The 25146-nt window shown below is 61.1% G+C and carries 19 protein-coding genes; 9 read left to right on the plus strand and 10 right to left on the minus strand.

Going from position 1 to position 25146, the window contains the following annotated elements; genetic code table 11:
- The first annotated feature begins 14 nt into the window (after positions 1-14).
- From RIG82_11705 to RIG82_11715, 3 genes are read left to right on the plus strand one after another with little or no spacing between them, the layout of a single operon-like run.
- Positions 15-1706 carry an LptF/LptG family permease gene (locus RIG82_11705; protein MEQ9461604.1) on the plus strand — a complete coding sequence of 564 codons (1692 nt, stop codon included), beginning with the start codon at positions 15-17 and terminating at the stop codon, positions 1704-1706.
- Entirely contained in the window at positions 1703-2830 is a 1128-nt protein-coding gene (locus tag RIG82_11710; GenBank protein ID MEQ9461605.1) for an LptF/LptG family permease, read from the plus strand. Before RIG82_11705 ends, RIG82_11710 begins: the two co-directional genes overlap by 4 nt.
- Position 2831: 1 nt before the next feature.
- Complete coding sequence (locus tag RIG82_11715) at positions 2832-3704, plus strand: phosphatase PAP2 family protein (protein ID MEQ9461606.1); 873 nt, start codon at positions 2832-2834, stop codon at positions 3702-3704.
- Here the strand turns inward: RIG82_11715 and RIG82_11720 are convergent.
- Positions 3680-5494: a hypothetical protein gene (locus RIG82_11720; protein MEQ9461607.1), complete on the minus strand. Its 1815-nt coding sequence runs from the start codon at positions 5492-5494 to the stop codon at positions 3680-3682. The genes RIG82_11715 and RIG82_11720 overlap by 25 nt on opposite strands.
- Positions 5495-5557: 63 nt before the next feature.
- Here RIG82_11720 and trpA point away from each other — a divergent pair, with 63 nt between their 5' ends.
- From trpA to RIG82_11740, 4 genes are read left to right on the plus strand one after another with little or no spacing between them, the layout of a single operon-like run.
- The gene (gene trpA / locus RIG82_11725) at positions 5558-6391 is read left to right on the plus strand and encodes a tryptophan synthase subunit alpha (GenBank protein MEQ9461608.1); all 834 of its coding nucleotides are present in this window, start codon (positions 5558-5560) and stop codon (positions 6389-6391) included.
- The gene (locus tag RIG82_11730; protein ID MEQ9461609.1) at positions 6388-6699 is read left to right on the plus strand and encodes a hypothetical protein; all 312 of its coding nucleotides are present in this window, start codon (positions 6388-6390) and stop codon (positions 6697-6699) included. Before trpA ends, RIG82_11730 begins: the two co-directional genes overlap by 4 nt.
- 55 nt (positions 6700-6754) lie before the next feature.
- A complete protein-coding gene (locus tag RIG82_11735; protein ID MEQ9461610.1) occupies positions 6755-9214 on the plus strand; it encodes a hypothetical protein in 2460 nt (819 codons plus the stop codon).
- A complete protein-coding gene (locus RIG82_11740; GenBank protein ID MEQ9461611.1) occupies positions 9201-9893 on the plus strand; it encodes an HAD family hydrolase in 693 nt (230 codons plus the stop codon). The genes RIG82_11735 and RIG82_11740 overlap by 14 nt, the downstream gene beginning before the upstream one ends.
- Here RIG82_11740 and RIG82_11745 read toward each other — a convergent pair.
- The 7 genes from RIG82_11745 to RIG82_11775 all read right to left on the minus strand — a co-directional run bounded on the left by RIG82_11745 (position 9870) and on the right by RIG82_11775 (position 20409).
- Positions 9870-11456 carry an NADH-quinone oxidoreductase subunit N gene (locus tag RIG82_11745; protein MEQ9461612.1) on the minus strand — a complete coding sequence of 529 codons (1587 nt, stop codon included), beginning with the start codon at positions 11454-11456 and terminating at the stop codon, positions 9870-9872. The two genes, RIG82_11740 and RIG82_11745, sit on opposite strands and share 24 nt — an antisense overlap.
- Before the next feature lie 10 nt (positions 11457-11466).
- Entirely contained in the window at positions 11467-13110 is a 1644-nt protein-coding gene (locus RIG82_11750; GenBank protein ID MEQ9461613.1) for an NADH-quinone oxidoreductase subunit M, read from the minus strand.
- Positions 13111-15180, minus strand: a complete 2070-nt coding sequence (gene nuoL, locus RIG82_11755) for an NADH-quinone oxidoreductase subunit L (protein ID MEQ9461614.1) — start codon at positions 15178-15180, stop codon at positions 13111-13113. It lies immediately after the preceding gene.
- Between the two features lie 9 nt (positions 15181-15189).
- The gene (nuoK, locus tag RIG82_11760) at positions 15190-15510 is read right to left on the minus strand and encodes an NADH-quinone oxidoreductase subunit NuoK (protein ID MEQ9461615.1); all 321 of its coding nucleotides are present in this window, start codon (positions 15508-15510) and stop codon (positions 15190-15192) included.
- A gap of 48 nt (positions 15511-15558) precedes the next feature.
- The gene (locus RIG82_11765) at positions 15559-16368 is read right to left on the minus strand and encodes an NADH-quinone oxidoreductase subunit J (GenBank protein ID MEQ9461616.1); all 810 of its coding nucleotides are present in this window, start codon (positions 16366-16368) and stop codon (positions 15559-15561) included.
- Positions 16369-16497: 129 nt separating this feature from the next.
- Complete coding sequence (locus tag RIG82_11770; GenBank protein MEQ9461617.1) at positions 16498-18711, minus strand: glycoside hydrolase family 15 protein; 2214 nt, start codon at positions 18709-18711, stop codon at positions 16498-16500.
- 162 nt (positions 18712-18873) lie between these two features.
- Positions 18874-20409 carry a hypothetical protein gene (locus RIG82_11775; protein ID MEQ9461618.1) on the minus strand — a complete coding sequence of 512 codons (1536 nt, stop codon included), beginning with the start codon at positions 20407-20409 and terminating at the stop codon, positions 18874-18876.
- Between the two features lie 100 nt (positions 20410-20509).
- Here RIG82_11775 and RIG82_11780 point away from each other — a divergent pair, with 100 nt between their 5' ends.
- A complete protein-coding gene (locus RIG82_11780; protein MEQ9461619.1) occupies positions 20510-22147 on the plus strand; it encodes a molybdopterin-dependent oxidoreductase in 1638 nt (545 codons plus the stop codon).
- Positions 22148-22162: 15 nt separating this feature from the next.
- Positions 22163-23212, plus strand: a complete 1050-nt coding sequence (locus tag RIG82_11785; protein MEQ9461620.1) for a hypothetical protein — start codon at positions 22163-22165, stop codon at positions 23210-23212.
- A gap of 4 nt (positions 23213-23216) precedes the next feature.
- On the opposite strand, the gene RIG82_11790 is transcribed toward RIG82_11785, so the two are convergent.
- The gene (locus RIG82_11790) at positions 23217-23963 is read right to left on the minus strand and encodes an SDR family oxidoreductase (protein MEQ9461621.1); all 747 of its coding nucleotides are present in this window, start codon (positions 23961-23963) and stop codon (positions 23217-23219) included.
- A 23-nt stretch (positions 23964-23986) separates the two neighbouring features.
- Complete coding sequence (mqnE, locus tag RIG82_11795) at positions 23987-25126, minus strand: aminofutalosine synthase MqnE (GenBank protein MEQ9461622.1); 1140 nt, start codon at positions 25124-25126, stop codon at positions 23987-23989.
- Between the last annotated feature and the right edge of the window lie 20 nt (positions 25127-25146).

Consider the following 25146-nt stretch of genomic DNA (forward strand, 5'->3'; position numbering starts at 1 on the left):
AGGGATCGGGCTGCATGTCCTGGACGTTGTCACGGTACATCCTGGTTGAGCTGATTAAGGTGCTGACGCTGGCGACGATCACGCTGGTGTGTGTGATCTCTTTTGCCGCGGCGATCAAGCCGTTGTCGGACGGTCTGCTGGGGCCTGCGGAGTTGCTGCGGTTTGTCGGTTACACGATGCCGACGATGCTGGGTTTTGTGCTGCCTTTTGCAGGGGCGTTCGCCTCGACGCTGGTGTTCATCAGGATGGCTTCTGACAACGAGATCATGGCGTGCTGTGCCTCGGGAATCAGTCATCGAGCCATTCTGTTGCCGGTACTCGGGTTGGGGTTGGCGGTGTCGATGAGCCTGTTTGCGTTATCGAACTTCGTGATCCCCGGTTTTTATAAGCAGGCCGCGATGACGATCGAGAAGGACCTGCTGACGGTACTGGTGGCCAAGCTCAATGATCGTGAGCCATTCACGCGGGGCAACTGGGTGGTGTACGCGGATCGGGCTGAGTCACTGCCGCCGCCGACGGCTGAGCCCGGACAACCGGTGGCAGAGAAGCTGGTCAGGCTTCGCGGGGTGGCTGTTCAGGAACTGACGCCTAGCGGAGCGATCCGTAACGATCACACGGCTGAGTCGGCCACGGCACTGCTCTACCGCGATCCGATCAGTGGGGACTCCGTGGTCACGCTCCGACTCGACGGCTTCGTGTCGTTCTCTGCGGTGGAAGGTGATTTTCGAGATGGTTATGTGTCATCGCTCAATCTTCCACCCCTGAGGCTGCCGAGTGTGCTGCGCGATAACCCGAGGTACTTTTCCTGGCCCGAGCTGGATGAGCTGGCCAGGAACCCGCAGCGGTACGATCTGGTCCGGGATGCTTCGCTGCATTATCTCCAGTTGCTCGCGGCGGAGCGGTTACTAGAAACCATCGTCGAAGAAGTGCGGTCCGGAGGAATCCGCTTGAAGGACCCAGTGTCGGGTCAGGTAGCGGTCATCAGTGCTCCGGAGGCGATAGATGTTGGCCGTGCGGTTGAGTTAAGGGGTTCACTGGATTCGCCGGTTCGCTACTGGGTTGAAGCTGACCCGGACGCTGCGACCACCTCGGCGAACTCATTGCCGCAGTTGCCCATGACGGCTGAGCGTGCCTTTGTGACCGTGAGTAGCAGGGGGGATAGCACTGGCGATCCCCGGGTTTCGGTGGAGTTGCGGAGCGTTACCCTTCGTGATGAAGTGAGGGGGCTGACCTCACAGGTGGATCGACGATTGCTCCCGGAACTGGCACGGCCCGAGCCGATTCTCGGGCAGGCGATTGATTCGATCGCAGGGGAACAGCTGCTCGATGGCACGTTCGCTCCGAAAACCGCTGGCGAGGTCGAAGCCACCTCGGAGGCGATCGCATCGCTGCGCTGGCACATCCAGCGGCTGGCGTCACGGATCATCTCGCAACTGCATGTACGGGCTTCACTGGCTGTGTCGGGCTGTCTGCTGATGCTGCTCGGAGCCTGTGTGGCGATGGTGTGGCGAGATCAGAGCCCGCTGATGGCTTATTCATGGTCATTCCTCGCGGCGATCATCACGATCATCATCATTCACTCGGGTGCGAATCTGGCGACGCGGATGGACCTTGGCGTTGGTGCGGGGCTACCGATTCTGTGGTCAGGCATTGTGCTGCTGGGGATCGCGGTGGTCGCGCTGTGTGTGAGGCTAGAAAAGCCATGACGACCCTCGATCGCTACATTTTGAAGCAGTTTTTCCTGAACTTCATCGTGTTGATGGTTGTGCTGATCGGCTTATTCGTGCTGATCGATCTGATCCTTAACTTCGATGAGTTCATGGATGCCGGGCGAGCCCGCGCCGATGACTGGGGCGGGGTGTTGCCGGCGACCGCCTACGCGGTGTTTGATTACTACGGACCTCTAGCCGTTCTGGCCATCGTGAATACAGTCGGACTGCTCGCTGTTGGAGCGATGGGTTTTACACTGGTCAGCATGTATCGCGGGCGTGAACTGGTGGCGATCGCGGCCAGTGGCGTGAGTCTGCATCGTGTGGGGCTGCCGATTCTTGTCGGTGCTGCCCTGTTATCGATCGTGAGTCTCCCACTACAGGAGACCGTCATCCCGGGTCTGGCGAGCAAGCTGACACGGGGGGCATCAGAGGTCGAACGCGATACGCTTGATGCCTTTGCTGTCCGTTTGATCCCTGACGAAAAAGGTTCTCTGGTGTCTGCCGCCAGTTTTGATGCGCAGACAGGGCGGCTTGAGGGGGTGTCCGTGCTGGAGCGTAACGACAAGGGCATGATGACCCGAAGGATCGTCGGTGAGTCGGCTGCGTGGGATGAGCTACGAGGCGGGTGGGTTTTTGATCCTGTCGGCTACGCAGCGGTTCCCTTGGGGCCAGCGGCTGACCCGTTGACGCCTGCCGCCACGGACCCCGAGCCGGTTGAGTTTTACGAGACGGAGTTGTCGCCCACACTCATCCTCGCGCGTCGTAAAGCGCTGTTCAAGCGACTGCTCTCGATGGCAGACCTGCAAACGCTCGAGCAGTCCGACGCCTTGCATCCCAGGGAGCGAGCGAGTGTGACCCAGATCATCTGGGGCCGGTTTAGCTTGCTGGTGGTCAACGTCCTGGTCGTGGCGATCGGATTGCCCCTTTTTCTGCTGAGGTCGCCTGCGAACCTGATGTCACAGTCAATCAAGGCGGCGCTCCTCTGCATCGGGTTCTGGGGCGCGGCTTTGGTAACCATCCAGACGGCTGGCGGGCTGAATCCGGTCGCGTTGGCCTGGTTACCAACAGTGCTCGGGCTCCCCTTAGCCACGATGATGCTGCAAGCGACGGAGACCTGAGATGGCCATGTCGTCCGCCTGGCTCAGGGGGCGTGGGGCCGCCTCGCGTTGGCATCTGTGGCTGGCGCGGCGCCCGATCGGGCTGGAGGGCAGACCCGGAGGCAGGCGTTGGTCGGTTTTGCTGGTTGCTATTGGCATCGTGGCCATCACGCTTGCCTTCACAGCGGATCATCCAGCGATCTATGCGGTCGATTCCTGGGACGCTTCCACCCGGCTGGTTTTGTCCTGGTTGACTGAGTTTGGCGGGTCGCGGGCCTACTTCCTCGCGGCGGCGATCTGGCTGATCCTGACAGGGCTTGCGCAGAGCTGGCGGGCCTTCAGGCCTGCGGCTCTGGTGGTGATGCTGGTTTGCGGCGTTGTCCTGATCGGGCTGGCGTTCGGTATCGAGAGTGACGGCACGCGTGAGCGAGCAGGCAACTTCTACGCAGGCCTCATGCTGTTGACGCTGGCGATCGGTCGCGTGGGCGTCAGGTTCGTACCGGTGGTCGTACTGGTCGTAGTGAGTGTGGCGGTGTCGGGGATTCTGGTGAATCTCATCAAACCGGTCGTAGGGCATACACGGCCGAAAATGCTCTTGAATGACGGCGTTGACGAGTGGCTTCCGTTCTCGCTTGGGTATGACTACGGCAGCTTCCCTTCGGGTCATGCGGCGACGGCGGGGTCAGTTGGCGGCGCTGTCGCGATGACGTTCCCTGCGATCCGGGTTCCGATACTCATACTTTCGACGATGACAGCCTCAACTCGCGTCGGGACCCTGTCGCACTATCCCTCGGACGTCGTGGTCGGTCTCTGGCTCGGGTGGGTCACGCCAGGGGTTCTCGCGGGGATCGCCAGGCGGACAATCAGGCCTCAATCAGAATCCAATTCATCGTGATCCTGAATCAGTTGGTAATCGCCATGGTTAACAGGCATCAACCATGTCTGGATAGTGAGGCTGCGGCCTTCAGAGTCAGATGAGTAGTTCCATGTGCTCTGAGTATCGATGAGGCGAGCACCGTAGGCTGACAGATCAAGGTCAAGCCTTTCGAGCCAGCGAGTGGTGATCACGAGCGCCTCTGGCGTGCTGCGATCAGAATCAGCCCAGGCCTCAACTGCTTGTGGAGAACGCTCCATCCGCAGGACCGGGTGACCGACCGTGCGACTCAGATAGTAGATTAGTGAGGGCTCGCGGTAGCCCAGGGTGTAGACAGCGGCTTCTTCGGGTAACTGGCGGCAAACGGCCGCGGCGATTTCGGGGCTGACCTTGATGGTCCTCTCGACCCACGGCAAGACCAGCGTGATGCACAGCACGACAACTATGGGCGTCGAGATGCCCAGGAGCCAGGTGAGTTCCAGCAGGCGGCGGTGGCGCAGGTGACCCAGCACCCAGGGAATCAGCAGCAGGATGATGACCGCTGGCGCGGCCGCTCGCCAGGCCAGATCGTTGGCTTGGAGCTGCTGGGGGAACCAGATCAAGCCTAGCCCAAGACAGGAAGCGATCAGTAAATAGATCAGGCGGCCAACTCGGGCGAATCGGTTGTCCGCCCGTCCGGGATTCAATGCGACCTTATCGACGAAAATACCGACAAGCAGGGCGAGTCCCGGCCAGATTGGCAGGACATAGTGGGGGAGCTTCGTGGCGATCAACGACATCACGATCAGTGTGGGGAGTATCCAGCCCCAGAGCAGAGCACGCCCCCTACCCGTGAGGATCGCTCTGCGACGGAGGCCGTTGATCGCGGAAGGCAGCATCGCGGTCCACGGCATCAAGCCGATGAGAACAATCGGGATGTAGACTGGAAGTAAGGCCACATATTCGAGGGCGTTGGACCCGCCATGACCTTCCTGTGGCGAAACCATCCGATCGACAACGTGACGGCCGAGACCGATATCGATCATCGCGCCTTGAGACTGAGTGTTGGCAGGGATCAGCCAGAAGAAAAACAGAATCACACTCAGGGCAGCGGTCACCCACAACCCGACCCAGAAGCCGATGCCTAGCCGCCAGTCATCTCGCTGATGACGACCGATCATCCACCCCGTGAACAGCATGTTGGCCAGCGGGACAGCGAGAGCGATGGGCCCCTTGACGAGTTGTCCCGCCGTCAGGGCGATCAAGAGCACCGGCATCTGCCACCACGATGGTCCGCGCATGACACGGTGAACATAGACCGCGCAGGCCTGAGTCATGCAGCCCAGCAGCAACCCATCGGCTGTGGCGAGCGTCCCCATCACCAGAGGCATGATCGACGTGAGCATGACGAGCATCGAGATGACACCAGCACGGCCACGGCCGGAAATCCAAACTCCACAGAAATAGGTGCTCAAGGCCGCCCAGAGCACCCCAATAATCGAAGGCAGGCGGAACGCGATCTCAGTCTCACCAAATGATTGGAGTCCCACGACCATCGCCCAGTAGACCCCCGCAGGCTTGTCCGGCCGGACCTCACTATTGAACGTCGGTACGAGATAGTCGCCGGTCGCCAGCATCTCGACAGCTGCGCGAGCGAAGCGAGCCTCATCCCGGTCCCAGAGGCTTGAGCTGACCGCGATCGCAACCAATAGCGTCATCCCCAGCAAAAGCAGGATGAACGCCAGGCCGGCCAGCCGGGGCTCTTTCTGCAAGTCAAGAACCTGACTGCCAACGGGCTTATCGAGTGTGGGATGATCGGGGCTGCGGCTCATCAGGACCCAGTTTATAGCGAGGGCTTTCTGGCCGGGGCGATGAGCATGATCTATCCTGCTTAAATGAATCGGATTGAAACCATCTTCGCGGAGCAGGCCGCCTCGGGCCGTCGGGCACTCATGCCTTTCATCACGGCGGGAGATCCATCAGTCCGGATGCTCCCAGGGCTCCTCTTGGAGGCTGAGCGAAGCGGGGCGAGTCTCTGCGAGATCGGCATCCCCTTCTCTGACCCGATCGCTGATGGTCCGGTGATCCAGGCGTCCATGACGCACGCGCTGAACCAAGGCGTGCGGGTCGAGGCTATCTTCAAAGCGGTCGCTTCGATCCGTTCGCAGACCCAGCTGGGGCTGGTGGCGATGGTGAGCTACTCGATCGTTCATCGCATGGGGCTCGAACGCTTCATCGGTGAGGCGGCGGCATCGGGATTCGATGGGCTCATCTTCCCCGACCTCCCGCTCGAAGCTTCCGAGCCCGCTCGAACCGTCGCTCACCGGGCGGGTCTGGTTCTCAGTTTGCTGATCGCCCCGACGAGTTCGCCCGAGCGTGCGGCCAGCCTCGCTGAGGCCAGCAGCGGCTTCGCCTACATCGTATCGAGGGCCGGGATCACCGGCGAGAGCACGACGCTCCCTGAAGGCCTCGCGGATCGCTTGGCCACCCTGCGTCGCCAGACCTCGATCCCGCTGGCGGTGGGTTTTGGGGTCTCGACCCCGGAGCATGTCCAATCACTCTCGAAACACGCCGAGGGTGTGATCGTTGGGTCGGCACTCGTGAGACGGATCGCCGAAAACCGGGATGCGGGGGATGAGAAGGTCGTGGCTGAGGCAGGACGGTTCATTCGAGAACTAGCGACCGGGCTGCCGGAGGGTGCCTCGGCATCGGGAGCTTTCAGGGCATGACCCAGCCGATACCCACCCAGGCCTTGCGGATGACGGTGGCGGGGATGGGTCTGCTGTGGTCTGCCGGGCTCTTGTTGATCGGATTCTGGGTCTGGGACCACTTCGCGGCTCAGGCCGTGATTGGGCGACTCCTGGCCATCGCCGCCATCGCTGCAGGTGAGTTTGTGCTGATGTGGCTTGTGCTGGATGACGCCCTCCAACAGGCCGATGGTCTAGTGATTGGCTTCTGTAAGGCTGTTGCTGGCGTGACCTTCTGGGCCGCTTTAGGGCTGACAGTCGTGCTTATGGGCGTCCATTGGGTCGCTTGAACGATAGAGTAGGGGGGTTGCTTCCCCTTTTTGACGCTTAGTCGAGAGATGATCCATGGTGCATCGTGAACGGCGTTTAAGTGCCTTGCTCCTCGTCCTTAGCCTGATGATGATGTCTGTTGGGGCATCCACCGCTCTCAGCCAGACTCCAGCGACAGATTCACTCGATCAGTTGCTCTCCGACCGTCTGGTGCTCTATGCCCTGCAGTACCTTCAGGGCGACGGGGGCGTGGCTGACTTTCAATACACTATGGCAGACGTGCTCTTCGAGCAGGCAATCGCACTCACGCCCGAGAGCGCGGACATCTGGCGACTCCGAGCAGACCTCGCCGCAGGTCTGGGAGACCGGTCGTTAAGGGCTACGTCGCTCCGTAGGCTGATCCGGTTAGAGCCCCAAGATGACGCCTCTCGACTCGACCTCGTCTATCTGCTCCTCGACGACATCCAGACTCTCGACGGCCGGCTGGATCGGGTCGAGCGCATGCTCACAGCGACGGGCAGCCAGCAACTCTCCGCCCCTCTCCGCTCGAGACTCGCGGTGTATGCCGCCGCAGCAGCCCGTGAGATGGGTGATGAGCAGCGGTTTGGCGCTTGGCTTAAACGCGCCATGGAATGGGATGAAGCCAACGATTCGGCCTTCAGAATGGCGCTGGACTACGCCATCGAGCGTGAGTCATCGGTCCTGACGCTCGCCGCCATCACCATGAAACTTGTCGCCTCGGCGCCCATGGATCAGGGGGCAAGAATCGAGCTGGGCACCCTCTTCCTTCGTGAGGGTGCGTATGAAAATGCCATCCAGCAGATCATGCTCGCCTCGCAACTCTCGACTCGCCCCTTGCCCCCTGAGCTGGTGGGGTCAGTGATCGTGAGCATGATGGCCTCTGGTGACCTCCTGGGGGCAGAAGCCCTGCTGGACCGCATGCGTATCACATATTTTGCTGGACCGGAGGATGAGGAAGGTAACCCGACACCCGGCCCGCTCCCGCTACCGTTGGAAGTCTTACGCCTGGTCATGCTGTCGGATCGTGAGGACGGTGCAGAGGAGGCGGCCTCGGTCTACGCACAGATCTCGCTCGCGCTGCAAGAGCGTGGAACCAGTGGATCACTAGCCGATCTCGGACGAATCACGGCGATGATCGGGCCAGAATCCATCGATCGGCTAAAACTGGCCGATGAGCTGACTGAATCAGCACCAATGATCGCTGAACTTCTTCGCCTGACCGTCGAGCTTCGCGAAGAGAATCCTGATCTCGATCAGATCAACCGACGCTTGATTGTGATTGCCGCCGAAGAGGCCATGGCACGATTGCTGCTCGCGTCGATGCCACAAACCAGTGACGAGCGTGCACGGCAGTTGTACGCCCGAGCCGTCGCTGACGGTCCCGAAGAGCTACCCGCGATCTTGGCAGGCATTCTCCATCTCCAGCGTTTTAACGAGGTCGTGAGCCCGACTCGTTCCGGTCGCCGGATGGTCGAGATGCTCGATGGCTACCCGAGTCGCCTCTGGAGCCTCGACAACAACTTCCAGGCCTGGACCGATGTCGATCTACGATTGCTGGGCGGGGGCAGCTACGACTTGCTCGATCCGATGCCTGCGACCCTCCGTGTGGCTAACCTCACCAGCCTCCCGATGACGCTCGGGGGCTCGGGCGGGACCATCAGCGACGTGGTGATGGTCAACCTCACAGTCTCGGTCATGGGCAGGCCCTACGCCCAACTCCCGCCCGTGATCGTCGATATCGACCGCCCCCTCACCCTGGGTCCGGGACGGGCCGTCGAGGTGCCGGTGAACTTCCGGCAATCGATGCTCGCCGGGATCACAGCAGACAACCCCTTCACGACCATCTTTGTCGATCTCAACGCCGTACTCGACCCACGGCCGACCCGCTTTGGCGGAATCGCTTCGGGCCCGTTAGGGGCTGCCGATGCCCTGAGAGGCGTGAGCGTCCGCTGCCCCCCTCCAACGCAGGAACGATTGGACGAGTGGATCACCGGCATGAACAACCTGGAGACGAAGGACGAAGTCCTCGCCGGGTTGCGCGTGATGGGTTCCGCGACCCAGGGCCTCATCCGTGGCCTCAATGAAGACTCCGTCGGACGAGCTGCCGGCGAGCTGATCCAGGCTTATCTGCGAGCAGACCCCAAGGCTCAGACCTATCTCATCATGGCGATGCCACCCGTGGAACGTAACAACACCCTCCTCATGACGATGCTCGATGATGCAGCAGCATCGTCTTCCCCGATGGTGCGCATGGGCTATCTGTTGCGACACGTTGGGGACCCGGATCACCCCGCCCTGGTTGAGGCGACCGACTCTTCAGACGCCACCCTCCGCATGTTTGCCGGCTCCTACCAGAGCTTTCTGAGGACAGCGATGGCACTCCGCGAAGAGCAGGGGCAACAAGCCCCGCAGACAGGCGGGTTCATCGGACTGCCCACACCCGAAGAGCTGCTGCGGCCAGTGAGTGCCGATGACCCGTTCGCCGTTCGGGAACCTGACGATGAGCAAGAATAACGGCTGGCTCATCCTGCTTGATATCGACGGCACGATCCTGACGACTGAGGGCGTGGGACCACGCCTGATGCAGCAGGCAGCCGATCGCTTGTTTGATGGCAAACTCCGCTTTGAAGGCGTTGATTTCTCAGGCAATCTTGATCCGCTCATCGTTGCCGAAGCCGCGACGCGATCGAGCTTCGATTGGAATCAGGAGCACCACACTCGTTTCCGCTCAGCGTACCTGGACGTGCTAAGCACCTGGCTCCGGGATTCAACACCTGGGCTGCTGCCCGGGGCGCAATCGCTGATCGAGTCCCTGCATCAGTCTGAGGTGCATACAGGATTGCTCACTGGCAACTACCCGGAAGCCGCCCGCCTGAAGCTCGATGCCGTGGGTCTGGCCTTCGATCGCTTCCAATCGAGCGCTTTTGGCGATGACGCGTGCGACCGGCCAGGACTCGTAGCGGTGGCTCGTGATCGCCATGAGACGCCACTCGAAGCTACTCGTGTCGTGGTCGTTGGCGACACGCCTCGGGATGTCCACTGCGCCAAAGCCCACGGCTGTACGTCCATCGCCGTCACAACCGGTCGGTTTGACCGCAATCAACTCGATGCCGCCGGGGCCGATGCCGTCCTCGATTCACTTGAATCCGCCACCCCGGTTCTCGCTGGCTTAGGGATCGACCTGATCGAGTAACACGGTAGTGGGCTGGGATAGCGTGCCGAGTTGCACTGTAGACAACTCACCCGCCGTGCTGGCCGAATCAAGGACCGGCCCACCAAAGAGCCCGAGGGCTAAAGCAAGAACCGCTGCTGCGCAAGCACCGCTGATCGCGAGTGACCCATAGGTTCCGGACGCATCCTTCTGCTCACCACTCTGGATCATGGGCCCAGCAGCCAGCCGGAGGTAGTAACCCGCGGAGATGGCCGAGTTGATGACCAACAAGGCAATGAGCACCTCGTGGCCGTCACTGAGGCCTGAGGTCATGATGTGCAGCTTGCCAAGGAAACCGATGAGTGGCGGCAACCCGAGCAACGACAGCGAACCAACAGCCAGGCTCGCGGCCAGCAGCGGGTGAGCGATCCGCAGCCCCTTGAGATCAGCGTAACGATGCCCCTCATCGGGCTCGGATTTCAGAGCAGCAAGTGCCGCAAAGCACGCAATCGTCCCCGCAGCGTAAGCAGGCAGATAGAACAGCAACGCTGCCAGTCCACTCGATCCGCCAGTCTCCCCCGGCCCGACCAGCAGCGGGATCAAGAGGTAACCGGAGTGCGCCACAGACGAATAAGCAAGCATCCGCTTGACGTTCGACTGGACCATCGCCAGCAGGTTGCCCGCGAACATCGTCAGGACCGCGATCGCTGCGACCAGGAAAGCCAGAATCTCCCCAGCGTCCGTTGCCATCGGGTTTTTATCCAGCGGCCATCCGACCAGCCCAAGGACCAGCATCATCGCGGCGAAGCCAGCGGTCTTCGGGATCACTGCCAGGAACGCGGACACCGGCGTGGCCGCCCCCTGATACACATCGGCAGCGTAGAAGTGCATTGGAAACGCCGCGAGCTTGAAACCAATCCCGAGAATCGCCAACACAAACCCCGTCGTCAGAACAGGCGACAGCGTGCCGGTCTGAGCAACCTCCGAGGTGATCGCAGAATGGATCGCGCCAAAATCAGTCGCGCCGGTTGCGCCATAGATCAAAGCGAAACCGTATAGGAAGATCGCCGCGGAAAAAGCCCCCAGGAAGAAATACTTGACGCCAGCCTCCTGCGACCGATCATCACCCCGGGACATGATCACCAAGACGTACGTCGGCAGTGAGGTCAGCTCAAGCGCCAGGAAGAGCCACACCAGATCATCAGCCCCCGCCGTTAGCATCGCACCGGCGATCGACAGCAGCATGAACGCAAAGAACTCGCCACGGCTGGATCGCCCAGGCTTGAACTGCGGACCGGCTTCTGCATCCATGACCTGCTGGATCCGATCAGGTACACCCGCCGCAACCAGAACCAGCAACAAACCCGCCAGCGGGATGAACACACGCAAATAACCAATCGCACCCACCAGCCCGACGCCACTCTCAAGGGGCTCGGCAAACCACGCTAAGCCACTCGCAACCACCAGCGACAGGCCAGCCGCCGCAGCCGTCAGAGACCGCGTCGCTTGAGTCCTCGCCAGACCCAGCGAGAGACACACAATCGCCCCAATGAGCACGGCCAACTCGGGCCAGAGGTTCAGGAGTTTGTCGATCAGTGGGTTCATCGTCGGTGGCTTACTCAGCTTCGTGGACAACGGGAAAAACCGAAACACTCGGCTCAGCGACCATCAAGGCAGGCTCACTCACTTCTGCGGTGACCGGCGTCTCAATCACGAGACGCGCCTGCTGAGTCATGCCGGCCACATCCGGCTCAAGCGTCGATAGCATCGGGTAAGGAAATAGCCCAAAGACCAGACAAAACAGGGCCAGTGGCGCCAACGCCATTAGCTCACGACCGGAAAGGTCCTGAGCATCCTCGGGCCTCTCAACCGCCCCCGAGTTTGGATAGCTGATCGCCTTGAGCGGGCCAAAACAGAAACTACCCGCCAGCCGGAGCAGGTACAGAGCCCCGATGATCAGGCCAAGACCAGCCAGCAGAGCATAAACGGGACCAAGTAGCCCTGGCGACAGAAAGGTGCCCATCAGCGTCAGGAACTCACCCACAAAACCATTCAAGCCCGGCAGCCCCACACTCGCCATCACAAAGAAAACAAAGAAGAACGACCACGCAGGCATGACCTTCGCCACCCCCGTAACCTCGCCGAGTTCCCGAGTTCGAAAACGGTCATACAGCATGCCAACACACAGCAGCAGTCCACCCGCAGCGACGCCGTGGTTGATCAGATACGCCGCCGCCCCAACGCTACCGATGTTGTCCGCATCGAGTGCAAAGATCCCCAGGATCACAAAACCCATATGAGAGATCGACGAGTAGGCGATCAACCCCTTAGCGTCGGGCTGGACCCAGGCGATCAAGCCAGCGTAGATCACGCCGATGACCGCGAGCACACCCAGCAAAGGCGCGTACTCCACCGTCGCCAGCGGGAGCATCGGAACCACAATCCGCAGCATGCCATAAGGCCCGAGCTTGAGAACCAGGGCCGCCAGATCAATCGCACCATCCGCCGACGAGCCCTGATGCGCCGTCGGCAGCCAGTTGTGCAGCGGAAACAACGGCGTCTTCACACCAAAACCCAGCATCAACGCCAGAAACACCCAGCCCTGCTCGGTCCTGCTCATGCTCGGGGCGGTCCGCAGCAGATCATCGATCGCGAAGCTCCACACGCCCGTCTCAGCAGCGTGGTGCATGGCGATGTAGGCAAGTCCCGCCGCCGTGAACAACGCACTCACAAAGCCGTAGACGAACATCGTCGTCGCCGCCTTACCACGATCCAGATGACCAAAGCGCCCGATCAGGATGTACGACGGCAGCAGCGTCAGCTCAAAGAACGCATAGAACAGAATCACGTCCCGAGCCATAAAAGCCCCGAGCATCGAGAGCAGCAGCAGATGAAGCCAGCTAAAGAACGCCCGACGATCGTCCGCCGACTGCGGCTTCGACGCGATCGCTGCCACCGGCATAATGATGGCGGTCACCAGCATGAGCCAAAGCGACAAGGCATCCACACCGAGTGAGAACGTCAACCCCAACTCGGGCATCCACTCGGTCTGCACAACAAACTGCACACCGCCTGCCGACCAGTCGTAACGATCAAACGCGATCAGCACCAGCACAAACGTGACCAAGCTGCCGATGAACCCGGTGTTCCAAACGGCCTGCGAGGTCTTAAGCAACGGACGCACCTGCACCAGAAGGGCAGTCACCAGTGGCACTAGGACCAGCAGCGGCATCAACCAGGATGTGGCGTTGCTGTCCATTTACGTGAGCACCATAAAAACAAGCAGGCAGATCACCCCAACGCCCATCGCCATGCCAAGGGCATAGCTCTGGAGTCGGCCGTTCTGGCCCTGCTGGAAGGTCAAAAAAGAGACGCCCGCAGGCAACATCGCAATCAGCGACACCAGCCCACGCAGACCGAGTTGATCAACAAGCGTCGATGCATAACTGATGATCAGAGCAGGCAGCCCGATCACAACGTGATAGGCCTCGTCGACATACAGCTTCTTCTCCAGCAGCGTCTTGATCGGTCCCAGCGATACCGCCGCCGCGTCGCCTGCCGACCTGCTCACCGCATGGAAGAACACGGCCAGGCCGATCCCAAGCAGCGCGACGATCGAACTGATGACGATCACCGCCGTGTGGATGTCCATCCCCAGAAGCGTCTTGTCCGCACCGTGATCGTCGTAGCCATGAGCTGGATGCCCGGTGACCTGATAGGCCGCATCCGGATTCGCCGACGACTCGTGGATCGCATAACCCATGATGCCGTGATCAATCGTGTGACTGTGCCCACCATGATCCAGAACATAGCTACCGGTGCCGAGATACCACCCGCCAAGGATGGCACCCACCGCCAGCACCACCAACGGCAGATTCATCGGCCACCACGGCATCTCGTGAGGCTCCGCATGCCCGTGATCATCACCATGGTGATGATCACCCATCTCCCACTGCTTGGGGCCAAGGAAGACACGAAACCACACCCGGAACGTGTAGAAAGCCGTCAGCCCAGCCGTTAATACAGCCAGCCAACCCAGCACCGAATAGAGCGCCCCGCCCTCGCCGGCACCATGCTTAAACACGATGTACAGAATCGCGTCCTTCGAGAAGAAGCCCGCCGTCAATGGGAACCCCGCAAGAGCCAGACAGCCCATCAGCATCAGGATCGCCGTGACCGGCAACTTGCTAAAGAGGCCCGACATCTTCCGGAGATCAAGTTGCCCCGCCATCGCGTGCATCACGCTGCCCGCCGTCAGGAACAGCAGCGCCTTGAAGAACGCGTGCGTGACCAGATGAAACACAGCCGCAAAGGACCCCATCGCACCCAATGCCAGGAACATGAAACCAAGCTGAGAGACCGTCGAATACGCATACACGCGTTTGATGTCGTGCTGTGCCATGGCGATCAGCCCTGCGACCAGAGCCGTGAGCCCGCCGATCACCGCCAGCACCTCAAGAGCCAACGGCGACAAGCCGAACACCGGCATTAGCCTCGACACCAGATAAACCCCAGCCGTCACCATCGTCGCCGCGTGGATCAGCGCCGACACAGGCGTCGGCCCCTCCATCGCATCCGGCAGCCAGACATACAACGGGATCTGAGCACTCTTGCCCGCAGCCCCCAGGACCATCAGCAACGGAATAGCCACCAGATCCCAGCGAGTCTCCAGCGTCTGCGGGCCGTTGGCAGCCAGAAGCTGCGCCGCCTGATTCAGAATCCCTGTCTCGCCCGACAGATTCACGGTCCCGAACGCCTGGTACGCCAGGAAGATGCCCAGCGCAAAACCCAGGTCCCCGATGCGATTAAACACAAACGCCTTCTTCGCCGCCTTAGCCGCAGCGGGGCGGTGAAACTCATGCCCAATCAACAAGTACGAAGCCAGCCCCACACCCTCCCAGCCCAGGAACAAGACAATCAGATTGTCCGCCATCACCAGCGTCGTCATCGCGAAGATAAACAGCGTCACCCCCGCAAAGAACCGGCTATACCCCGGATCGCCCTTCATGTACCCCGTCGCATACAGCGCGATCAGCGTGCCAATGCCCGTCACGACCCACAGCATCACCAGCGACAACGGGTCCAGCAGATACCCAAAGTTCACCTCAAACGATCCAAACGACAACCATGGATAGAGCACCGTCGAGACCGAACCCTCTTCGAGAATGCTCTGTGTGGTCATCGCCGTCAGGACAAAGCTCGCAAAAATCGAGAGCACCGCGATCAGGCCAGACAACCGACCCAGCGGCGCAACGTACACACCAATCGTGCACAACACCGCCCCGATCAGGGGAATCCAGGGAATCCAGTTGGCCAGTTCAGCCTGCATCCGCGGTCGTTATCCCTTCAGGTCGGCCCATGCCTGGACGTCGAGCGTGCGCTTCCTGCGAAACAGCAGGACCACCAGACCCAACGCCATCGCAGCCTCTGCCGCCGCGATCGTGATCACAAAAATGACGAACGTCTGCCCGATCTCGTGCACATGATGACGGGCAAAGGCCACCAGCGTGACAATCACGCCCTGGAACATCATCTCCGTACACAGAAAAAGGATGATCATGTTCCGGCGCGTCAGAAAACCAATCATCCCCAACACAAACAACACCGCGCCAACAGCGAGGTAATGGGCCAGGGCCAGGTTGCTCAGTTCGTGCGCCATCCAGGGCTATCCGGCCATCTCGGCCGGTCCATCTACAGTAGTTAGCGTTCAGGCCGCGGCAGCCGGCTCGTGATGATCGTCCGGAACCTCGGTCCTCGCAATGACAACAGCACTCACCAGCGAGACCAGCAGGATCACGCCAGCCAACTCAATCGCCAGCGGGTGAGAACGGAACAAGTCCAAACCCACCGCCTCAAGGTTCGAGGTCTCCTGACGAGCATTCTTCAATGCAACCACCTCAGCGGGCAGCCGATCATCATTCGTCCGCACCAGTGGCGTCGCCTCCGCCTCGACCACCATGGCCTGCGGCAGCGTGTCCGCCTGGAAACTAAAGTTCAGCAGCGTCGCCAGCAGGACAAACCCAGCCAGAACCGCCAGCATCGGCTCGCGCGCCCTGCGGTCATAAAGCGGCGAAGCGTCCTCAGCTTCAGCCTCCGCCGACTGCGAGGCCAGCATGATGACAAACATGTAAGTCACCAGAATCGCCCCCGCGTAGATCACAACCATGGCCAGCGCGATGAACTCCGCCGATAGCGTCAACAACAGCCCAGCACTCGAGAGCACCACCATGATGAACCACAACGCAGCCCGAACCGGCTGGGTATGGGTGATCACCCGAACCGCCGAGGCGATCGCCAAAAAACTGAAAACGTAGTGGTAGAAGAAAGCCGAACGATCCATCCCCAGCGCCTCGGGCAGATCACGCCCAAGGACCACCCACAGCATCGCGATGAACGCCAGCCCAACCACCGCACCGATGAAACGAAGCGCTGTAGCCCGCTGAGGCATCATCAAAAACAGCCCGATCGCTCCCAGCACGGTGGCGGCAAAGAGGCCGATGTTGTGCAGATTGACCATCAAAAAGCCTGTGGGGCGTGGAAGGTGCGAGGAACTGGCGCGGCGCGGCGACAAACACCGTCCGCACGCAAGGACTTCGCAGAATAGAAGCCCCCCCGAATCCATGCAACATCAGGTCAGCAACGGATTTCAGGAAGCGAGGCTCGGGATCGGTGCAACCACCTTCTGACGCATCATCGCCGGGCTGTCAATGCTCTGATCCGGCTCCGCCTCCCCGGTCCGAAGCGATTCGAGCCGCGTCAGATAAGCCGCCACCGTGCTCACGAACGTCGCATGGCTCCACGTCAGCGGGGAAACCGACAACGGGGCATTCGTCTCCGGGTGAACCTGCTCAGCCAGAATCCGTGACGGCAACGCACGGTCCGCCGTCCAACGGATGAAACGCGACGCCTCACGAAGCTCGTCCTCAGTCTTCGCCTTGGCGATGTAGTAGTCCGCGAGCCACAGCGTGCAGATGAACCACGGGTTACCCGGGATCTTGTCCACATCCTGACTCACCTGATGGTAGTAGTCGTTCCGGTACCTGGCCACGCCACCGACATCAGTCTTGACCCAGAGCTGATCCTCGATCGCATCCATCGTCTTCTTCACCCGCTCGTCCTCAACCGGCAACAGCCCCAGCGCGAAGATCGCATACATCGAGCTATCCAGAACCTCATCCCGGTAGTACTCGATCTCGTCCGGCGGGACCTCAGGCAAAGACACCCGATCCAGCGCATCCAGGTGCTTCTGGCCCTCAGGCATCGGATCACGACCAGCCAGGATCTCCGCCATCAACCGCGCCGTCCGCTCGGAATCCACAGGCTCGATCCGCCTCAAAAAACGCCCGTGCTCCGGACTCCAGAGATGACGGCAAAAGCCATCACGAATCTCATACGCCGCGCCGCCATAACGCTCAGCAAGCTGGCTGTCGCCAAAAGCGTTGGCAAAGTTCTGCGCCGACTTCAGGCCAGCATAAACCGACGCCACCGTGAAGGTGTGCACGCCATAACGCTCTTCCCAAAGGTCATAAGACGGCAGCGGCAACCCCGTCGCCGGATCACGGAAACGCGTCATGAAGTTCGCCGCTGGCTGGATGAGCTTCATCCACAACGGCCGCACGAACTCGATGTCACGGTAACGCACAAAGTGTCGCCACAACGCCCAGATGACCAACGCCGTCTCGTCCTCCTGAATCGGCACCTGCGGCTGGCCGTTGGACGTCCACGGGTGCCACGACGACGCCGGACTGCCATCCGGCCCGTACTTGTGCAGGAAATACCCCCGGTGATTGATGATCCGAGCACACAGCGAGAAAAACCCCCGCGCCACATCAGGATACCCCGCCCCGTCCAACGCATCGGCCACAAACGCACCATCACGCGGCCACAGATACGAGTAAGTATCCCGTGAAAACTGCATGATGTCCGAGTCGTTCGCCGCGATGATCGCCCCACCATTGTCGATCTGCGAGCGCACCACCAGCAACGACCGCTTGTACAACTCCGACACCTCAGGCCCCAACCCCGTCTCATCCCGGTCACACAGCGGGACCCGATTGGCATTCAGCCAAAGCCGCCAGTAGTTCACCGTCCGGTCAATGATCCCCTGCGGGCTCTCCCGGTGGATGAAGTGATGGATCTCCTCCAGATCGTCATAGCTCTGCCCGAACGCAAGCACCAGATAAACCACCTGCTTGCCATTCGGCTCGAGCTGAACCCGCGTGAGCATCGTCGAATCCACCGCCCCCTGACCAATCGGGTTGTTCCCCAGATGCCCGTCCTCAGCATCCCGCCAGGTGCCCTCAGCCCCACCAAATCCCGCCGTCCCCGTGGCATACTCATGAATCGCTGGCTCACCTGACGCGTAGAAACAGGCCAGCACATAGCGCTGCATCCGGTAGTGGATCAGCGACTGAACCTGCGGGTCGTAGTAAGCCGTATCACCCACCCGCGTGCCATATAAAAACAGGTCCTGATGATGAAGCACCCGCGCCTCACGCACCCGATCCGTCAGGTTGTGGACCTCAATCCGCCTGATCAGCAGCGGGCGATGAAAATCCACCGCATCCGTACACCGAAGCTCGAGCTCCAACTCCGGATGAACCATCCGAACATCCGTCGCCAGCGTGTCCGCCAGGTACCCCGGCTTGATCTCCCACCCCTGGTCCGACCAGAACAGCCGCTTACGCCGACGCTCGTTCTTAGGCGGAGTCCCGATATCGGACCATACCCCGAACCCGCAAGCACCACCCGCCCCGTGATTCTCCTGCCCGACATGCGGGTAGTACAGATCGCGGATCCGGTAATGATGGTCGAAGGTCACCAGAAGCTGACCGTTGCCTACTGGAATGTCTCGGGGCATCGGCGGTCGGTTCCTACTTCTCTCGCCGACAAGCGGCCTTGAGGTGTGATCGAAAGGCGTCCGAAGGTGCCATCATCATCGGCTAATTCGAGCTTCCGCTGGGAAGAAGTCGTTTCCACCGATCAAACGATCGCAGTTCAGGCTGCAGGCCGCACCCAGAGGTTACTCTTCGGCAGCTACTTCAGTCCACACCGGCGGCCACGCCAGACCTGGCTCCCGTCGAAACAGCCCGACCGCCTGACGCTTCCGAAGCACATTCGGCAACTCCTCACTCACTAGCACCGGCTCTCGATCCCCCACCAGCACCAGGGGCGCAATCACCCACGCCGCATCATCCCAGGCACCCTCCACAGGCGATTCCGTCGACTGATTCAGCCCCATATAGGTCTGCAACGGGTGGTACCCACTCCGTTCAAAAAGCACCCGCTCGTCACCAACCTCCCCCTCGATCGCCCGGGCAAACGACCTCGCATTCTCCGCCCAACCCACCTGCCGCTCAGGATTCAGCAGTACCTCGTTGCCAACCACAATCCCCATCACCACAACCGTCGCCGCCACGGCACCCCGGAGCACCCGCTTCAAACCCGCCCAACCCCTCGCCCACGGATGCGACACCAAACCTACCCCCATCAACGCAGCCATCGCCGGGTACATCGGCAGCAAGTAGTCATCCCGCTTCGACACCACCAGACTCATGAACCCCACCACCACAAGACACCACACCCACGCTGGCGTTAAGCAGCTCATCCGGTGACGCACGATCTTCTTCCGACTCAGCCACAACGCCACAAACAACCACGACCAAGGCAGAGCCCGAAACAAAAAGAAAAACGGCAACTCCCACGACGTCAGAATCAGCCCCAATGGATACGCAAGCACACCACCCTGCCCCTGAACCCGCGACAGTTCATTACCCAGCATGGTCTGACTCATGTAGTCCGGCGCGATCACATAAGAACCCCAGACCCACCCGACAAACGGCACCACACTCAACGGCAACCCCCACACAATCCCCGTACGCCAGACCGATCCCCACCGCCCACCCACGAGCGGCGCCGCCACAACCGCATACACCGGCACCAGCAACGCTGGCGGGCCCTTCGTTAACCACGCCAACGCCACACTCACCCACACCACCACCGGCCAGAACCAGGGCCGCTCCGGATCCTGAAGGCATCGTGTCACCGCCAACCAGCCCACCACCAGAAAAAACGCCAGCAGCATGTCCGGCCTCGCGACATACGCCAGACTCATCACAGGCGGCAACGACACCCAGATCAGACACGCAATCACCGCCGCCGCACCAACCCGATCTCGACCCCACCGTGTCGGACTAAGGACACACACCACAGCCCCCGCCGTCAGACCCAGCAGCCCAAAAAACGTAACGATGCTCGGTAGCTTGAACGACCAGTCCTCGTGAATCCCCAGACCACCGACAACCGGCAACGACACCCAGTTGTAAAAAGGCGGCTTCGTCGCCCACTGCCCCCGCACATCCTTAGGCAGCACATACCGCCCGTGCTCAGCCATATCCACCGTATACGACACCGTCTTCGGCTGATCCTTCGAATCTAGATCCGAAGGCCCCTGCGTCCGTGCCGCAATCATCAGAACACCCAGCAAAACCACCGCCACCATCCACCACCGCCAGGTCCCCGGGCCCCGAGGACTCAGATTCTGCATCACATCACGCATCAAAACTCCGCCCATACCCCACCAGGACAGGTTACATTACGACGCTTAACCTTCCCGTAACCCGCTCCACACCGAACGCGGGCAACACCCGGAGGACCACATGCCTCAGATTACCATTGACGGTCAACAATGCTCGTTCGAGGGCAAGCAGACCATCCTTCAGGTCGCGCTCGACAACGGCATCGAGATCCCCCACTACTGCTACCACCCCGGCCTCTCCGTCGTGGCCAGTTGCCGCATCTGCCTTGCCGAGGTCGCTCAGCCCAACCCCCGCAACGAAAACAAGCTCGAGCTGATCCCAAAGCTCCTGCCCACATGCCAGACCCCCGCCGTCGACGGCTCTGAAATCTACCTCCAAAGCCCCAAGTCCATCTCCAACCAGAAGTCGGTCATGGAGTTCCTCCTGATCAACCACCCGCTCGACTGCCCCGTCTGCGATCAGGCTGGCGAGTGCCACCTCCAGGACTACAGCTTCAAGTACGGCCGCTCCGAATCACGATTCGAAGAGACCAAGATCAAGCAGCCCAAGAAAGACCTCGGCCCCAACGTCCTGCTCTACTCCGACCGCTGCATCATGTGCTCCCGCTGTGTCCGCTTCACCCGCGAGGTCTCCGGCACCGGCGAGATCGGCGTCTTCGGCCGCGGGTCCAGCGAACAAATCGATGTCTTCCCCGGCCAACCCCTCGACAACGAACTCTCCGGCAACGTCGTCGATATCTGCCCCGTCGGTGCCCTCCTCGATAAAGACTTCTTGATGTCCATGCGCGTCTGGAACCTCACCGCTACCCCCGGCATCGACGGCATCACTGCCTCAGGCGACAACATCTCCGTCGAACACAACGACGGCACAATCTACCGCGTCAAACCACGGACCAACATGGAGATCAATCACTGGTGGATCTCCGATGAAATCCGCTACGGTTGGAAGTTCGTCCATCGCGAAGACCGCCTGACCTCCCCACTCATCCGTAGCGACAACCAACAGCAACCCGCCGATTGGGACACCGCCACCACCGAGGTCGCCAGACAACTTGCCGACCTGGTCAAGTACAAAGGCGACGGCTCCCTCGGCTTGATGGTCAGCCCCATGCTCACCAGCGAAGAAGCCTATCTCCTGGGCCGCTGGATCCTCCAGCTCGACCCCGGCGCAGTCATCGCCGTCGGTCCCATCCACATCGACGGCGAGGACAAGACCTTCCCAGGCGGATACACCGTCCGCGCCGAAAAAGCCCCCAACGCCCGAGGCGTCCGCCGAGCACTCGAAAAAATCGCCCAGACAGTCCTCACCTATGACGAGTTCCTCGATGTCATCCGCGAAGAAGACTCCGGCCTCTCCGGGCTCGTGCTCACCGGCAACACCCCAGAGCCCACATGGGACGATGTGCTGATCACCGGAGCTAAAGGCCGCTTCACCATTCTCATCGACACCCTGCCCAGCGACATGGCCAACGCCGTCGATGTCGTCCTCCCTTCATCCACCTGGGTCGAAAAAGCCGGCACCTTCGAGAACGCCACCGGTCGCCTACAGGCCTTCGTCTGCGCCATCCAGCCCATCGAAGGCTCCATCCCCGAAGGCCAGATCGCTCTCGACCTCATGGCCGCCGCCGACCTGGCCAAACCAAGTCGCTACGACGCCGATCGCGTCCGCAAGGACATGGGCGGGGAGTTCGCCACCGACGTCCACGTCGCTCAACGCCGTGGCCAGCGCGAAGCCGACCTCCAGTACGTCACGCTCTAAACCCGGAAATTCGCCATGACCACTGGCTGGTTCGACCGCCTACACACCGCCCTCAACGCGCGTGGCTGGAAACCATCAATCCTGCAGACCCGCAGCGGTCGCCTCCTGATCACAGAACACAACGCCCGCCTCTTCGCCATCGAAATCGATGGCCTCGATCACAACGCCCTCTGGCACGACCCCACCCACGAAAACCCCAAGTCCAACGCAGCCCTCATCGGCGGAGACCGCCTCTGGATCGCCCCCGAAGTCGCCTACTACTGGGACAGCCTCGAACTCGCTCGCCAGGACCCAGGCGGCAACGCCCGCAACCCGCCCCAGGTCGATCCCGGCCACTACACCACCACGCACACCACCGACCAGACCCTCAGCTACCACGCCACCGTCGAGCTGACCGACTCCCGAGTCGATAAATCCATCCGCTTCGAAGTCCAGCGGTCCTTCCGCGTCGCACAGTCGCTGCCGACTTTGCCCCCAGAGGTGCGTTGCCTCAGCTTCGCACTCGACAACCAACTGACCCTCACCGCTGGCGACGATGGTGCCCTCGCCGGAGGCTGGAGCATCTCCCAACTCCCGACTGGCGGAACCCTGCACTGCCCCACGCACGGCCGAGCAACCTCCGTCACCAGCTACTACGACCCCTTCCAAGATCGTGTCGAAATCGACGACACCGGCGTCCGCTTCCGCATCGACGGTCAGGCCAAAGTCAAGATGGGACTCCCCGCCGAAACCACCACCGGACGCATGGGCTACTATCGAGAGACCGGCAGCGGGGCGGTCCTCCTGCTCCGAGCCTTCCCGACCCTCCCCGGCGAGCCCTACGTCGATGTCCCCATCGCCGCTCCCGCCGACCAACGCTACGGCACCGATGTCCTCCAGGCCTACAACCACGATGGCGGACCCAACACCTTCGGCGAAATGGAATACCACGACCCCGCCATCATCGTCGGCACCCAGCCTCAGTCGCGATCAGGGACGTCCGTCACCCACGCCCTCTTCGGCCCGGTTGATCAGATCAAGGCCGTCGGCGAAACCTTCCTGGGCATGAAACTCCGCCTGATCTGAACATTCAAGGCGACGCCAGCACAAACGTCTCCCCATTCTCAAAACGACCCCGCCTCAGAAGCCCGTCACGCACCACACCCGCCACCACGATCGGGTCCAGCGTCTTCTCCGCAGGAATTGCCTTCTCCGGAAAGTTCTGCCGCAGCATCGGCGTCTCAATCGCCCCGGGCGCAACCGCAAACGCCGTGATCCCCATCCGCTGCCCCTCGTCCGCCACCGCCTTCGTAAACAGATTCACGCCCGCTTTCGCCGCAGCGTAGATATTGAACCCCTTGAACGGATCGATGCTCGCCATCGACGACACGCTGCTGATCGCCCCGCCTTTCTGCTTACGAAAATGCGGCCAGCACGCCTGCGTCAGAAACACCACCGCCTTGAGATTGATGTCCATGCACCGCTGATAAATCTCAGGCGTGATCTTCCCGATCGGCTGCAACGGCGCATCTCCCGCGACATTCGCCAGCCCATCCACCCGACCGAACTTTTCCACCGTCTCCGCCACCACCCGCTCACAAGTCTCGCTGTCCGCAAGATCACCCGGCTTCACCAGCAACTCAGGCGGATTCTCAACCTCCTCGTTAATCAGCGCGACCGTCGCTTCCAGCTTCTCCGCGGTCCGCCCAACCAGCACCACGCGAAAACCAGCCTCCGCCATCAGGCACGCCGTATCCCGCCCGACGCCGCTACCCGCTCCCGTCACGATGCATACCGGGTTCTCAACCTGCGGCCACGAACTGCCGTTCTCACTCATCGAAATCATCTTTCAAAAAAAGTTCAAGCGGGCACAGCCTCTGTCACACGCCACCGCGCACCATCGCGCACCACCGGACGGTAGATCGTGTCGCGCTCAACCGGCTCGTAACCCGCCTCGATGATCGCATCGCGCAGGTCTCGAACCGACCGCTCCTGATGGTTGTTCGATCCTCCAACCTTCGTGATGTCGTACCACACCACCGTGCCGTCAACATCATCCACACCAAAGTCCAGCGCGATCTCCGCCAGTTCCAGCGTCTGCATGATCCAGAAGCACTTGATGTGCGCGATGTTGTCCAGCATCAGCCGCGCCACCGCCAACATTCTCAAGTCCTCCAGACCCGTCGGACCCGCAAGATGCTCAAGCTCCGAGTCATCCGGGATAAACGGCAACGGGATCACCGTCTGAAACCGCCCCGGCAGACCACGCTCGATCGCATCATCCTGCTGCTCCCGCAACAGACAAAAGTGATGAATCCGATCCTCCAGCGACTCCACATGCCCGTACAGAATCGTCGCGTTGCTCATCAGCCCGATCTCATGCGCCGCCCGATGAACCTCCAGCCACTTATCCGACCGGATCTTCCCCTTAAACGCCTCATCGTGAACCCGATCATCAAACACCTCAGCCCCGCCCCCAGGCAGCGAACCCAACCCCGCCTCTTTCAAGTCCCCAAGAACACCCACCAGATCCTTCGGCCGCTTTGCAACCCGCGCCAGGTGCACAATCTCCACCGCCGTGAACGCCTTGACATGAATCTGCGGCGCCGCCGTCTTGACCGCACGCAGCACATCGAGGTAATACGAAAAAGGCAGGTACGGATGCAGCCCACCCACCATATGCACCTCGGTCGCCCCCGCCTCAGCCGCCTTGCGAGCCTCCTCAGCAATCTGCTCCGGGCTGAACTCGTAAGCGCCCTCATCACCACGCTTCCGATGAAAAGCACAAAACTTGCACGACAGGGCGCACACATTGGAGTAGTTGATGTGCCGATTGATGTTGTAGTACGTCGTTTGTTGGTGGAGTTGGTGACGAACTTGGCTCGCTAATCGACCCACAGACCATATATCTGGATGCTCCAACAGCGCCAGACCGTCCTGTGCGCTCAGCCGCTGGCGTTCGCGTACCTTGTCAGCGATCGTCTTGAGAGTTGCGTCCATCACACCATGCTAGGGCAGCC

Source organism: Phycisphaeraceae bacterium (assembly GCA_040222855.1).
In the GTDB taxonomy this organism is placed as follows: Bacteria; Planctomycetota; Phycisphaerae; order Phycisphaerales; family Phycisphaeraceae; genus Mucisphaera.